The following is a 12,137-nucleotide window of genomic DNA, read 5'->3' as shown; positions in this document are numbered from 1 at the left end:
TTTGTTACGGCGTTTGCCCGCATTTTCGATCATCCCGCATAGGTTTGCTCAGGCGATCGCCGCGAGGTAGCGCGCGACGGATGCCTTGAATGCTGTCCTTGCGTCGCCGATGACGTTCTGGTTCCACCATGCGCCATAGATATGGTCGAACTTGAACGGTTCCAGCGCCGCTGCAATGCGGGACACGGCCGCCGCATTGAGCGGAATCTGGTTCGGGTAGCTGTACATGAAACTGACATGGCGGCGCGTCGGCGCCACCTGCACCGTATCGCCGGTCAGCATGGCGTTGCCATCGTCGCGCTTCCAGTGCAGCACCTGGCTGCCGGCAAAATGGCCGCCGCAGCGGATAAGCGTCAGCGAAGGGTTTATGGCCCGCGTTTCGCCCTCCCAAGCGATGATCGCCGGATGTGGCCGCATGATCCATTTGCGGTCATCGGCGTGCAGATAGATCGGCACGCCGCCAAAGGCGTCGCTCCACTCGACCATCGCCGAATAGAAGTGGCAGTGCGAGATGGCGATCGCGGCAAGGCCGCCTCGCCGGTTGATCTCGGCCACCGCCTCATCGCTGACCATCGAGATGCAGTCCCACAGCACATTGCCGTGCGGCGTTTCGACCAGAAGCGCCCGCTGGCCGATGGCAAAGCGTGGCTCGATGCCGAAGGCGAGCACGCCGGCGTCGTCCTTCATTACGAGCCGATGCCCCGCCGCGAGCACTTCCGGCGTGATCCAGGCCTGGCCTTCCCAGCGCACATATTGCCGCTCGTCCTCACACACGGGACAACATTCCGGCGGCGCTTCGCTGGGGGCGAACTGGACGCCGCATTGCAGGCAGAGGAAACAGGTCGTCGTCGCACCAGTCATGGGAATTGCTCAATGCTTGCGTGAAAGCTGCTTCGTGGCGGCTTCGAGCCCGGAAAGCGTCAGCGGAAACATGCGGCCGCCGAAGATGTCGCGGATCATGGCGATCGAGTGGGTGTAACCCCAGTTCTTCTGGCTTTCCGGGTTGAGCCATACCGCATTCGGCCATTGCTGCAGCAGCCGGCCGAGCCAGATGGCGCCGGCCTCGGGGTTCCAGTGCTCAACCGAGCCGCCGGGATGGGCGATCTCGTAAGGGCTCATCGAGGCGTCACCGACGACGATCACCTTGTAGTCCGGCCCGTATTTGTGGATGAGATCGAAGGTCGGAATTGTCTCGGCATGACGGCGGCGATTGTCCTTCCACACGCCCTCATAGAGGCAGTTGTGGAAGTAGAAATATTCGAGCTGGCGGAATTCGGCGCGGGCGGCCGAAAACAATTCCTCGACGCTCCTGATGTGGTCATCCATCGAGCCACCGACATCGAAGAACATCAGCAGCTTCACCGCATTGCGCCGCTCGGGCCGCGTCCTGACGTCGAGATAGCCGTGCTCAGCGGTGGCATGGATGGTGCCGGGCAGGTCGAACTCCTCCTCCGCACCCTCGCGCACCCAGCGGCGCAGTCGCTTCAACGCGATCTTGATGTTGCGGGTGCCAAGTTCGACGGCATCGTCGAAGTTTTTGAACTCGCGCTTGTCCCAGACTTTGACCGCGCGGCGGTGGCGGCTTTCGTGCTGGCCGATGCGCACGCCTTCGGGGTTGTAGCCATAGGCGCCGAAGGGCGAGGTGCCGCCGGTGCCGATCCATTTCGAACCGCCCTGGTGGCGGCCCTTCTGTTCCTCCAGGCGCTGCTTCAATGTATCCATCAGCTTGTCGAAGCCGCCCAGCGCCTCGACCAGCTTTTTCTCCTCGTCGGTCAGGTGCTTTTCGGCAAGCCGGCGCAGCCATTCCTCGGGGATGTTGGCGACGTCGACCGCGTTTTCGCCGGCCAGCGCCTCGACCCCCTTGAAGATGTGCGCGAAGACCTGGTCGAAGCGGTCGATGTGGCGCTCGTCCTTCACCAGTGCTGCGCGGGCGAGGTAATAAAAACCCTCGACGTCATAGTCGACCAGCCCGGCCTCCAGCCCTTCCAGCAGCGACAGATATTCCCTGAGCGAGACGGGAATGCGTGCGGCCTTCAGTTCGAGGAAGAAGGGGATGAACATGGTCTATCTACAGCAGATCGTACTCGATGAAGCCGGTCCGCCGCGCCACATAGTCGTAGAGCTTGCGTGCCGTGGCGTTGGTCTCGTGGGTCATCCAGTAGACATTCTTGACGCCGATCTTGCCGGCTTCCTGCTTGACCGCTTCGATGAGCGCAGCACCCACACCCTTGCCGCGCACCTCGGGGTCGGCGAACAGGTCCTGCAGGTAACAGTTGTTTTTTTCGGACCAGCAGGAGCGATGGTAGAGATAGTGGGTCAAACCCACCGCCTTGCCGTCAAGGGTGGCGATGAAACCCTTCGGCTCGAACTCGCCCGCCGTGAACAGCCGCTTCCAGGTGACGGCATAGACCTCTTCCGGCAGCTTGGTTTCGTAAAAGGTGAGGTAGGCTGTCCACAGGCGCTGCCAGTCGGCATGGTCGGATTGCGCCAAGGGGCGGACGGTGGTCTCGGTCATTTCTCTTTCTCCTGCGAAGTTCAGGCCCGAAGCTGCCTTTCCGTTTGCTCTGCTGCAACGGTCCACAGCCGGAGAAACCGCTACTGCTGCCGTCGCGCCATGAAGGCCAGCCGCTCGAACAGATGCACGTCCTGTTCGTTCTTCAGCAATGCGCCGTGCAGCTTGGGCAGCGCGTTCTTCGGATCGCCACGCAGATCCTCCGGCGCGATGTCGTCGGCGACAAGCAGCCTTATCCAGTCGAGCGCTTCGGAGGTCGACGGCTTCTTCTTCAGGCCCGGCACTTCACGGATCTCATAGAACTGGGTCAGCGCGGCGCGCACCAGGTTCTGCTTGATGCCGGGATAGTGGACGTCGACGATCCTGTGCAGCGTGTCCACATCGGGGAAGCGGATATAGTGGAAGAAGCAGCGGCGCAGGAAGGCGTCAGGCAACTCCTTCTCATTGTTGGAGGTGATGATGACGATCGGCCTGACTGCCGCGCGGATGGTCTCGCCGGTCTCGTAGACGAAGAACTCCATCCGATCGAGTTCCTGAAGCAGGTCATTGGGAAATTCGATGTCGGCCTTGTCGATTTCGTCGATCAGAAGCACGACCTTCTTGCCAGCGGCGAAGGCTTCCCAGAGCTTGCCGCGCTTGATGTAGTTCCTGATGTCGTTGAATCTGATATCGCCGAGCTGGCTGTCGCGCAGCCGCGAGACGGCATCATATTCGTAGAGTCCCTGCTGCGCCCGCGTCGTCGATTTGACGTGCCATTCGATCAGGTCGAGGCCGAGTGCTGCCGCCACCTGGCGGGCAAGTTCGGTCTTGCCGGTGCCGGGCTCGCCCTTGACCAGCAAGGGCCGCTCCAGCGCGATCGCCGCATTGACTGCCACCATCAGATCCTTGTCGGCGACATAGGCCGCCGTGCCTTCAAAACGCATCTCTGCTCCTCGGTTTTTCCGGCGACCGTAAGGAGACGACCTGGCCAGCGCAAGCACTGCGGCCAAGCGCATGGCGGAACTTCGTGGCGATGCTGCCTGTCAGCCAGGGATTTGCAGCGAATTGCCCTGCCGTTCTCTGGCGCTCAGGCTGCCATCGGCCTATATTGAGGTTGACGGTCTGCGCTTCCCGGCAGGAGACACTTTTCCCCGGGGCCTTAACGATCCTTAGGGAGCTGTCCCTGGGAAGACCCGTGGGTTTTCTCACACGGCGCCCACCTACTTTGTAGGCACCCGGGATCGACTTCTCCACCGGTTGTGTGGATCGTCACTCGACGCAAAGGATCCATTTTGGTGGATCATGCGGTGGAAAACGTCGCTCCCAAAGCTTCAACCAGATCTGGCCTTTTCTACCGTCGGCGCATGACCTCATCAAAAGAACTGAAAAAACAGCTGCGCAAGGAAGCGCTCGGGCGCCGCGATGCGCTCGACGAATTCTGGCGGGTGGAAGTAGCGCTTGAAATGGCCGAGACGGCGCGGGATCACCTCGAGGTCGAACCGGGCCAGGTCGTCTCCGGCTTCTGGCCGATGCGCTCGGAGGTCGATGTCCGGCCGCTGATGTTCGCCCTGCGCGAGAAGGGCGCAAGGCTCTGCCTGCCGGCCATACTCGACAAGACCACCATCGTCTTTCGCGAACTGGTGCGCGGCGTGCCGATGGTCGAGATGGGTTTCGGAACCGTCGGGCCGCATGAGGAGGCCGCGGTGCTCGATCCCTCGGTGATGCTGGTGCCGCTCGCCGCCTTCGACGCGCGCGGCCATCGCATCGGCTACGGTGCCGGCTATTACGACCGCGCCATCGCCAGGCTGGTCGACAAAGGAATGACGCCCCGGCTGATCGGCATCGCCTTCGATTGCCAGGAAGTGGCGCTGGTCCCCGATGAAGACCATGACGTGATCATCCCGGAAATACTGACCGAGAGCGGGTTGCGTCAGTTCGCGCCACAATTGTAGATAGTTTCCTGGGCGCATGATCTTCGGGAAAGTCATGCAACTTTGGCTGCACTGACCTTCGGTTCGGGATCATGCTTAGATGAGACTTCTCTTCCTCGGTGACATGGTCGGCAAGACGGGACGCACGGCGGTTTGGGAACAATTGCCCGGCCTGATCTCGGATTTCAAGCTCGACTTCGTCATCGTCAATGGCGAGAACGCCGCCGGCGGCTTCGGCATCACCGAGGAGATCTTTCGCGAGACGATTGCCGCAGGCGCAGATGTCGTCACCACCGGCAATCATGTCTGGGACCAGCGCGATGCGCTGATCTTCGCGCCGCGCGAGGAACGCTTTTTGCGCCCATCGAATTTTCCCAAGGGCACGCCCGGGCGCGGCTCCGGCGTCTACATCGCCAGGAACGGCGCGCGCGTTTTGGTCGCCAACATCATGGGCCGGGTGTTCATGCACCCCGAACTCGACGATCCGTTCCAGGCCGGCGAGCGCGAACTGGCGGCCTGCCCGCTTGGCGAGCAGGCCGATGTTGTCGTTATAGACTTCCATGCCGAGGCGACCTCGGAAAAAATGTGCTTTGCGCATTTCGTCGACGGTCGCGCCAGCCTGGTCGTCGGCACCCACACACATATGCCGACCGGCGACCACCAGATCCTCAGTGGCGGCACCGGCTATATGTCCGATGCCGGCATGTGCGGCGACTATGATTCCTCGCTCGGCATGGACAAGGAGGAGCCGCTCAACCGGTTTCTGTCGAAGGTGCCGAAAGGCCGCTTCGAGGCGGCGACGGGACCGGCGACATTGTGCGGCGTCGGTGCCGAGATTTCCGACCGCACCGGCCTGACGGAGAAGATCGCGCCGTTTCGCCGCGGACCGCGGCTGGAAGAAACCGCGCCATCCTTCTGGTCGTGACATTGATATAAACGCCTGCAATACCTAACTGCCGGCGACACTGCTCTAGATCGTAGGGGACGACCTCCATGCAGCTCATCGAATTCCTGGCGCCGCACTTCGCCTTTGTTTCCGATCCGACCGCGTGGGTCGCGCTGCTGACGCTGGTGGTGCTGGAGATCGTGCTCGGCATCGACAATCTGATCTTCATCTCGATCCTCACCAACAAATTGCCGGAGGCACAAAGAGCCCGCGCCCGCCGGCTCGGCATTTCCGCCGCGCTGATCATGCGCCTGGTGCTGCTGGCCACCATCTCGATCATCGTCCAACTGACCACGCCGGTGTTCACCGCCTTTGACCATGGCTTCTCTTGGCGCGACCTGATCCTGATCGCCGGCGGCCTGTTCCTGGTCTGGAAGGCGACCAAGGAAATCCACCACACGGTCGATCCGGACGATCACAAGGATTCAATGATGGGCGAGACGCTGCAGATTTCGCTCGCCGGCGCCATCTTCCAGATACTGCTGCTCGATCTCGTCTTCTCGATCGATTCGATCATCACCGCGGTCGGCATGACCGATGAGATCGCCATCATGTACATCGCCGTGATCGTGGCGGTCACCGTGATGATGCTGGCGGCAGGGCCGCTCGCCGATTTCATCGCCAAGAACCCGAGCATCGTCATGCTGGCGCTGGGCTTCCTGTTGATGATCGGCATGACGCTGATCGCCGACGGCATGGGCTACCACGTACCGAAGGGCTACATCTACGCGGCCATGGGTTTTTCGGCCTTGGTCGAGGGGCTCAATATGCTGTCGAGGCAACGGAAGAAGGCAAAGTCCGGCGGCGGGCATTGAGCTCAAGGCGCTTCTTCGGAGTAAGACGGAGCGCTTTCCAACTCGCCGGCACACCCTTCGGGTGGCGGTCGCCGATCAGGCCAAGCGTCAGGCCTTGCTCCAGCCATGCCTTGGCTCCGGCCAGCACGAGCGTGAAGCCGCCGGTTGAACCGATGGCCTCTTTCACCTGCTCGTCGCCATTGCCGGCAAAGCCGAAATTGCGGACCTCGATAAAGGTGGCACTCCCAGGCATTTCGGTGAAGGTCCAGACCACGGTGGTCGGCGGCCCGCTCCACTGCATGACGATCTTCTTGTCCTTGACGATCTCGCTGACATCGACCGTCGCCGAGACGTCGTACATGCGCCACTCCCAGCGGATCTGCCTGCCGCTGTCCAGCCGGCCGCTGCCGTGCGTGAACCAGAATTTCGTGGTGATGGCCGGATCGACGATGGCTTCGAACACTTCTGCGACCGGCCGGCGGATCAGCATGCCGGCTTCGGCTGTCGGGTTTTCGCGGATCTCCATGGAATGCTCCTTCCAGGCTTTGGCACTCACCAGGCGTCGGGCTCGCGCACCATGTGGATGATATTGGCCGGATTGCTGATCCAGCCGCCGCGGAAGCGCTCGCCCAAAGGCTCGATAGCGTCGCAACGCACGACGCGGGCCTTGGAGAAATGATCGGCGGCGGCCGGAAAATCGTCGGTGAACAGCTCCAGCCAGACCTCGGCCTGGCTCAGCATCGGCGCTTCATCGATCCACAGGCGGTTGGGACCAAGCTCGAAACCGATTGCCGGCGCCTTGGCGGTGAACGGCTTCAGGCCGACGACATCGCGGTAGAAGGCGATCGTGTCCTGGTATTGGTGCGGGGGCACTTTCATGGCGATGTTGATGCCACCGGTGATTTTCGCGGTCATTGCTGGCTCCGTTGTCGGCTTAGTTGTTGTGGTTGGCCCGGCGCTGACCTCGCTATGCCAGATTGATCTGCCAGGAGACCCCGAACCTGTCGTTCAGCCATGCGAAACGGCAGCTGAAGCCGTAATTGTCGGGCGGCATTAGGAACCCGCCGTCCTTCACCAGCGTCTCGACAATGCGGTTCAGTTCCTCCTCGGAAGAACAGTCCACATAGAGCGAGACCGACGGCGTGAACGTGAAGGCATGGTGGACGGGGCTGTTGAAGACCATCACGTCCAGGCCGCCAATGGACAAGCGCGCCAGCTTCACCGTTCCTTCCGGGCCGTCTTCGCCGGGGCCGTAGCGTGTGACTTCAAGGATGCTGCTGTCGGGAATGGTCTCGCAATAGAGAGCCATTGCCTCCTCGGCCCTACCCTCGAACATCAGGAATGGCGTTACTTTTCTCATCGCGGACCTCCCTTACGGTCGCTCAAATATTGGTCTCGTTGGCCGGCTCGCCCCTCATCTCGCTGCGATAGTAGCCGTCGCGCAGGTTGATGCCGTGTTCGACATAGGCCTTCATGCAGGCCAGCATCTGCGACCAGCCCTCGCAATTGAGGTAGGATTTCTTCAGGCCGACGGCGTCCTCGCGCCAACCGGTCTCGGCGATGGTCACGAAGGTGCCGCCGTCGTCCAGCGGCTCGAAATTCATCTCGATGCGCGTCTTGTAGGCCGGCTTGCCGTCGGCATCGGTGGCGTCCCAGCGCAGCACGATGCGGCGATCCTTCTCCACCTCGTCGACCTCGACCGGGACCTTGCCCCACCAGACGACGCCGGCACCCGCCACCAGCGGCGCGCTGGCGCCGCCGATGGTGGTGAAATAGCCGCTGAGCTTCCTGGGATTGACGACCGCGTCGAAGACTTCGGCGACCGGCTTGCCGATGCGTCCGGAAACCTTGAATCCAAGAGTCATATCCACAGCTCCTTCCTTGATTGGCTCAAGGATATGTTATATAAACATAACATGTCAAGCCGATCGCAAGACGACAATGTTTTCAAGGCGCTGGCGCATCCGCGCCGGCGTGAATTGCTGGACGAATTGAGGGATGAGCCGAAAACCACGGGCATGCTCTGCGCGGCCTTTGCCGACATGGACCGCTGCACCGTCATGCTGCATTTGAAGGTGCTGGAAGAGGCCGAGCTGATCGTGGCAAAGCGCCAGGGGCGCGAGCGCTGGAACCATCTCAACGCGCTGCCGATCAAGCAGATCCACGACCGCTGGATCAGCCAATATGCCGGCCACGCGATCAGCATCATCGACCGGCTGAGGTCCGATCTCGAGGGGTGAGCTGCTGCGGCGATCCGTCAGGGTTCCGCTCCGCGGAGCCTCTGTGCACGCATCGCATGGCGCGGCTGGACGAATTGAGCCGATTTATCTATAAGCCGGCCATTCCGACAGAGAGCGCCGTGCGTCCATACGGACCATCAGGGACGTTCTGAATTTGAATTCGAGCATTTTTTTGCGAAAACGCCGGGTGAATCCACCTGGTGCAAATGCTCTAGCCGAAGACGACAGGGGTGCCATGGCTGGCCATTCACAGTTCAAGAACATCATGCACCGCAAGGGCCGCCAGGATGCGGTGCGGTCGAAAATGTTTTCCAAGCTGGCGCGCGAAATCACTGTCGCGGCCAAGACGGGCACGCCCGATCCTTCGATGAACCCGCGCCTGCGCCTTGCCGTGCAGAACGCCAAGGCGGTGTCGATGCCGAAGGACAACATCCAGCGCGCCATCAACAAGGCCTCGATGGGCGATGCCGAGAATTATGAAGCCGTGCGCTACGAGGGCTATGGGCCGGGCGGCGTGGCGCTGATCGTCGAGGCGCTGACCGACAACCGCAACCGCTCGGCCTCCAATGTGCGCGCCGCCTTCACCAAGGCCGGCGGGGCGATGGGCGAAACCGGCTCGGTGTCGTTCATGTGGGACCGCGTCGGCGAGATCTACTATCCGGCCTCGGCGGGCAGCGCCGAGAAGGTGATGGATGCCGCGATCGAGGCCGGCGCCGACGACGTCCAGTCGGACGAGGAAGGCCACACCATCTATTGCGCCTTCGAAAATCTCGGCGAAGTGTCGAAGGCGCTGGAAGGCACGCTCGGCGAGGCGGAATCGGTCAAGCCGATCTGGCGGCCGCAGAACAACATTCCGGTCGACGAAGAGCGGGCGCAGTCGCTGATGAAGCTGGTCGCCACGCTCGAGGACGATGACGACGTGCAGAGCGTCTACGCCAATTTCGAGGTCGACGACGAGACCATGGCCAAGCTCAGCGCGGCATGAGCGGAGCCCTGCCTGAGATATGAGCGGAGCTCAATCTGACATGAGCGGACTGACATGACGGAAAAGCCGCTGCCCATCATCCGCATCACCTATTGCACGCAGTGCCTGTGGCTGCTGCGTGCCGGCTGGATGGCGCAGGAATTGCTCTCTACTTTCGGCCCGGATCTCGGCGAGGTGACGCTGGTGCCCGGCACCGGTGGCATCTTCACCATTTCCTGCAACGACACACTCATCTGGGACCGCAAACGCGACGGCGGCTTTCCCGATGCGGCTAGGCTCAAGCAATTGGTCCGCGATGTGATCGATCCCGACCGGGATCTCGGCCATGCCGACCGTAAGGCGAAGAGCTGAGCTCTACGCGCAACGCGAAAAGATCACTTTCCACGCCGCTGTCCGAAAAACGCACCAATGCCGGCACCGATGGCAATGCCCATGCCGATGCCGGCCGATATGTCGTCCATCGCAACACCAAAGGCGACCCCGAGACCGACCCCGATCGCCATGCCGAAGGCCATGTTCGAATATTGATCCTTCAAGGTTCTTCTCCGCACGATGCTGTAAATGCCTCCAGGCGGGCCGGGCGCAGCGGCCCGAGACATTTCAACGTGCGGCGAACCAGAAGGATGCCAGCGCGGCGATAGCGGTAATGGTGCGGACGTGGTTCCACATCACCCAGTCCCTGAGATAGGTGGTCCAGACAGTGGCGCCGCTGGCGCTGACCGGATCGACGGCGGCGAGCGCGTTGTTGAGCGGCACGTTGAAGACCATGGTCACGACCAGGTTGCCGACGAGGTAGATCAGGGCGCCGGCGAGCAGCCAGAACGAACCCGGCTGGCTCCAGCCGATGACGGCGCCAACCGCGAGGACGAGGCAGACCAGCCCGGTGCCGAAAAGCGCGGTCATGAACATCGGCGTCACCGCAGTGACGTTGATCGAATTCATGGCGGCGATGCCGCCCGCGGCAGGCATGCGGGCGAGGCCCGGCATGACGAAGCTGGAAAAGGCGAAGAAAACGCCAGCGACGATGCCCGAGCCGAGCGCGGCGATGAAGGTGAGGGTGGGAAGCAGTTTCATGATCATGTCAGTTGCTCCAGATGCCAGAAGCGGCGGTTTCGGTTGCATAGGCGGAAAAGTCTTTTGGCGCGCGGCCGAGCACGCGCTGGACGCCATCGGTCAGCGACTCGTTGCGACCGTCGAGCACCTCGGTGAACAGCTCGTTGATGAGCCAGACGAACTCGGCCGGTAGTTGCTGGGTTGCCACCGCGGCTGTGAACTCGGCATGCGAAATCCTGATGTAGCGAATGCTGCGCCCGGCGGCCCTGCCGATCTCGGCGACCGCATCGGCGAAGCTCATGAGCCGCGGTCCGGTCAGTTCATAGAGTTGGCCGACATGGCCCGGCTGGGTCAGCACGACAAAAGCTGCCTCGGCGATATCGTCGGCATCGACGAACGGCTCGCCGACATTGCCGATCGGCAACGCCACCTCGCCTTCGAGCAAGGACTCGACAAGGAAGCCTTCGCTGAAGTTCTGGGAAAACCAGGCGCAGCGCAGGATCGTCCAGTCGGCGCCAGACGCCTTCAGCATCTCTTCGGCGCGCTGTGCTTCCGTTTCGCCGCGCCCTGACAGCAGCACCAGCCGGGTGACACCGCGTTCCACTGCAAGTTCGGCGAAGGCGCCGACCGCTTCGGCCGCGCCCGGCACCGCCAGATCGGGATAGTAGCTGATGTAGACGGCGCCGACGCCAGCGAGCGCCGGAGCCCAGGTCGTCTTGTCCTGCCAGTCGAAGGCTAACGCGGCCGAGCGCGAGCCGATCCGCACCGGCAGGCCTTGCGCCGTCAATCGTTCCGCCAGCCGGCGGCCGGTCTTGCCGGTGCCGCCGAGGATCAAGGTCGGTTTGCTTGCATCATTCATTGTGGCTGTCCTCCGTTTCAAAATATGAATAATCCTCACATTTGCAAAACGTGATAAACCCTCGTATTTTGCGAGTCAAGCCGTTTGTTGAGTCCGGGAGACGTTCATGGAAGGCAGAGTTGGTTCGCAGGATGGACAGATCGCCTCGCCGCGCCGGGCGCCCAGCCAGCAGCGCAGCCGCGAGCGGGTCGAGCGCATGCTGGCCGCCGCATCGGCGCTGATCGCCGAGCAAGGCAGCGACGCCATGCGCATGGGCGAGGTAGCGGAACGGGCTGGGGTGTCGATCGGCTCGCTCTACCAGTTTTTTCCCGACAAGCGGGCGATCGTCTGGGCATTGGCCGAGCGTTACACCGCCGAAAGCCAGGCCTGCATTTCAGCCGCGCTGGCGGATGTCAGTGATGCCGAGGGCCTGGGCCAAGCATTTTCGGAGCTGGTCGATATCTATTACCGGCTGTTCCTGGCGGAGCCTGTCATGCGCGACATCTGGTCGGGCACGCAGGCCGACAAGGCGCTGCGCGAGCTCGAACTCGCCGACAGCCGGGCCAATGCCGAATTTCTCACCGCGGTGCTGAAGCGGCTGCGGCCCGCCGCCGATCCGGCGGCGCTGGAAACGACGGCGTTTCTGGTCTGGCAGATGGGAGAGGCGGCGATGCGCTTAGCAATCTCGGTCGGGCGAGAGGAAGGCGACAGGCTAGTCGCCGCCTACAAGCGTATGGCGCTGCGGGAGTTGCTTGACCAGTAGGCAGCCGATGTCCGCAATGCTGGTTGCTACTCGGCGGGCAGCAACAAAAAACCCGCCTCAAGGGCGGGTTTTGATCTGCGACAAAGCCAAGAGGGC

The 12,137-nt window shown here is 62.2% G+C and carries 18 protein-coding genes and 1 other RNA gene; 8 read left to right on the top strand and 11 right to left on the bottom strand.

Annotation, left to right across the window (positions count from 1 at the left end; translation table 11 throughout):
• Window positions 1-48: 48 nt before the first annotated feature.
• From C9427_RS30050 to C9427_RS30035, 4 genes are all read right to left on the bottom strand, one after another.
• Complete coding sequence (locus C9427_RS30050) at window positions 49-861, bottom strand: MBL fold metallo-hydrolase (protein ID WP_107652654.1); 813 nt, start codon at window positions 859-861, stop codon at window positions 49-51.
• Window positions 862-870: 9 nt separating this feature from the next.
• Window positions 871-2,061, bottom strand: coding sequence for a vWA domain-containing protein (locus C9427_RS30045; RefSeq protein ID WP_107652653.1), 1,191 nt, complete (start codon window positions 2,059-2,061; stop codon window positions 871-873).
• A gap of 7 nt (window positions 2,062-2,068) precedes the next feature.
• Window positions 2,069-2,515: a GNAT family N-acetyltransferase gene (locus tag C9427_RS30040; RefSeq protein WP_107652652.1), complete on the bottom strand. Its 447-nt coding sequence runs from the start codon at window positions 2,513-2,515 to the stop codon at window positions 2,069-2,071.
• Window positions 2,516-2,595: 80 nt separating this feature from the next.
• Window positions 2,596-3,435: an AAA family ATPase gene (locus C9427_RS30035; RefSeq protein WP_107652651.1), complete on the bottom strand. Its 840-nt coding sequence runs from the start codon at window positions 3,433-3,435 to the stop codon at window positions 2,596-2,598.
• Between the two features lie 172 nt (window positions 3,436-3,607).
• Between C9427_RS30035 and ssrS the strand changes: the two genes are divergently transcribed.
• The 4 genes from ssrS (at window position 3,608) to C9427_RS30015 (ending at window position 6,183) form a co-directional block, all read left to right on the top strand.
• Window positions 3,608-3,763, top strand: a non-coding RNA gene (gene ssrS, locus C9427_RS30030) — 6S RNA.
• Window positions 3,764-3,855: 92 nt separating this feature from the next.
• On the top strand, window positions 3,856-4,443 hold the full coding sequence (locus C9427_RS30025; RefSeq protein WP_107652650.1) for a 5-formyltetrahydrofolate cyclo-ligase: 588 nt from the start codon (window positions 3,856-3,858) through the stop codon (window positions 4,441-4,443).
• Between the two features lie 79 nt (window positions 4,444-4,522).
• Complete coding sequence (locus tag C9427_RS30020; protein WP_107652649.1) at window positions 4,523-5,347, top strand: TIGR00282 family metallophosphoesterase; 825 nt, start codon at window positions 4,523-4,525, stop codon at window positions 5,345-5,347.
• A 68-nt stretch (window positions 5,348-5,415) separates the two neighbouring features.
• Window positions 5,416-6,183, top strand: a complete 768-nt coding sequence (locus C9427_RS30015; protein WP_107652648.1) for a TerC family protein — start codon at window positions 5,416-5,418, stop codon at window positions 6,181-6,183.
• Here C9427_RS30015 and C9427_RS30010 read toward each other — a convergent pair.
• The 4 genes from C9427_RS30010 to C9427_RS29995 are packed head-to-tail and all read right to left on the bottom strand — an operon-like array spanning window position 6,131 to window position 8,027.
• The gene (locus C9427_RS30010; protein WP_245437217.1) at window positions 6,131-6,688 is read right to left on the bottom strand and encodes an SRPBCC family protein; all 558 of its coding nucleotides are present in this window, start codon (window positions 6,686-6,688) and stop codon (window positions 6,131-6,133) included. The two genes, C9427_RS30015 and C9427_RS30010, sit on opposite strands and share 53 nt — an antisense overlap.
• A gap of 26 nt (window positions 6,689-6,714) precedes the next feature.
• Window positions 6,715-7,077, bottom strand: coding sequence for a hypothetical protein (locus C9427_RS30005; RefSeq protein WP_107652647.1), 363 nt, complete (start codon window positions 7,075-7,077; stop codon window positions 6,715-6,717).
• A 52-nt stretch (window positions 7,078-7,129) separates the two neighbouring features.
• Window positions 7,130-7,522, bottom strand: coding sequence for a VOC family protein (locus C9427_RS30000; RefSeq protein ID WP_107652646.1), 393 nt, complete (start codon window positions 7,520-7,522; stop codon window positions 7,130-7,132).
• Between the two features lie 22 nt (window positions 7,523-7,544).
• The gene (locus tag C9427_RS29995; protein WP_107652645.1) at window positions 7,545-8,027 is read right to left on the bottom strand and encodes an SRPBCC domain-containing protein; all 483 of its coding nucleotides are present in this window, start codon (window positions 8,025-8,027) and stop codon (window positions 7,545-7,547) included.
• A gap of 51 nt (window positions 8,028-8,078) precedes the next feature.
• Between C9427_RS29995 and C9427_RS29990 the strand changes: the two genes are divergently transcribed.
• The 3 genes from C9427_RS29990 (at window position 8,079) to C9427_RS29980 (ending at window position 9,738) form a co-directional block, all read left to right on the top strand.
• The gene (locus C9427_RS29990; protein WP_107652644.1) at window positions 8,079-8,402 is read left to right on the top strand and encodes an ArsR/SmtB family transcription factor; all 324 of its coding nucleotides are present in this window, start codon (window positions 8,079-8,081) and stop codon (window positions 8,400-8,402) included.
• Between the two features lie 235 nt (window positions 8,403-8,637).
• Entirely contained in the window at window positions 8,638-9,387 is a 750-nt protein-coding gene (locus C9427_RS29985; protein ID WP_107652643.1) for a YebC/PmpR family DNA-binding transcriptional regulator, read from the top strand.
• A gap of 54 nt (window positions 9,388-9,441) precedes the next feature.
• The gene (locus C9427_RS29980; protein WP_107652642.1) at window positions 9,442-9,738 is read left to right on the top strand and encodes an Rdx family protein; all 297 of its coding nucleotides are present in this window, start codon (window positions 9,442-9,444) and stop codon (window positions 9,736-9,738) included.
• 23 nt (window positions 9,739-9,761) lie between these two features.
• Here C9427_RS29980 and C9427_RS34260 read toward each other — a convergent pair whose 3' ends face one another.
• The 3 genes from C9427_RS34260 to C9427_RS29970 all read right to left on the bottom strand — a co-directional run bounded on the left by C9427_RS34260 (window position 9,762) and on the right by C9427_RS29970 (window position 11,299).
• Window positions 9,762-9,923 (bottom strand): glycine zipper domain-containing protein, encoded by a 162-nt coding sequence (locus C9427_RS34260; protein WP_167434537.1) that lies wholly within the window; start codon window positions 9,921-9,923, stop codon window positions 9,762-9,764.
• 64 nt (window positions 9,924-9,987) lie between these two features.
• Window positions 9,988-10,467: an anthrone oxygenase family protein gene (locus C9427_RS29975; protein WP_107652641.1), complete on the bottom strand. Its 480-nt coding sequence runs from the start codon at window positions 10,465-10,467 to the stop codon at window positions 9,988-9,990.
• Window position 10,468: 1 nt separating this feature from the next.
• A complete protein-coding gene (locus tag C9427_RS29970) occupies window positions 10,469-11,299 on the bottom strand; it encodes an NAD(P)H-binding protein (protein ID WP_107652640.1) in 831 nt (276 codons plus the stop codon).
• A gap of 106 nt (window positions 11,300-11,405) precedes the next feature.
• On the opposite strand from C9427_RS29970, the gene C9427_RS29965 reads away from it, so the two are divergent.
• Window positions 11,406-12,041 carry a TetR/AcrR family transcriptional regulator gene (locus C9427_RS29965; RefSeq protein WP_107652639.1) on the top strand — a complete coding sequence of 212 codons (636 nt, stop codon included), beginning with the start codon at window positions 11,406-11,408 and terminating at the stop codon, window positions 12,039-12,041.
• The last annotated feature ends 96 nt before the right edge of the window (window positions 12,042-12,137 follow it).

The organism is Mesorhizobium helmanticense (genome assembly GCF_003034915.1).
Taxonomy (GTDB): domain Bacteria; phylum Pseudomonadota; class Alphaproteobacteria; order Rhizobiales; family Rhizobiaceae; genus Mesorhizobium; species Mesorhizobium helmanticense.
This window is presented reverse-complemented; position numbering and strand designations above follow the sequence as displayed.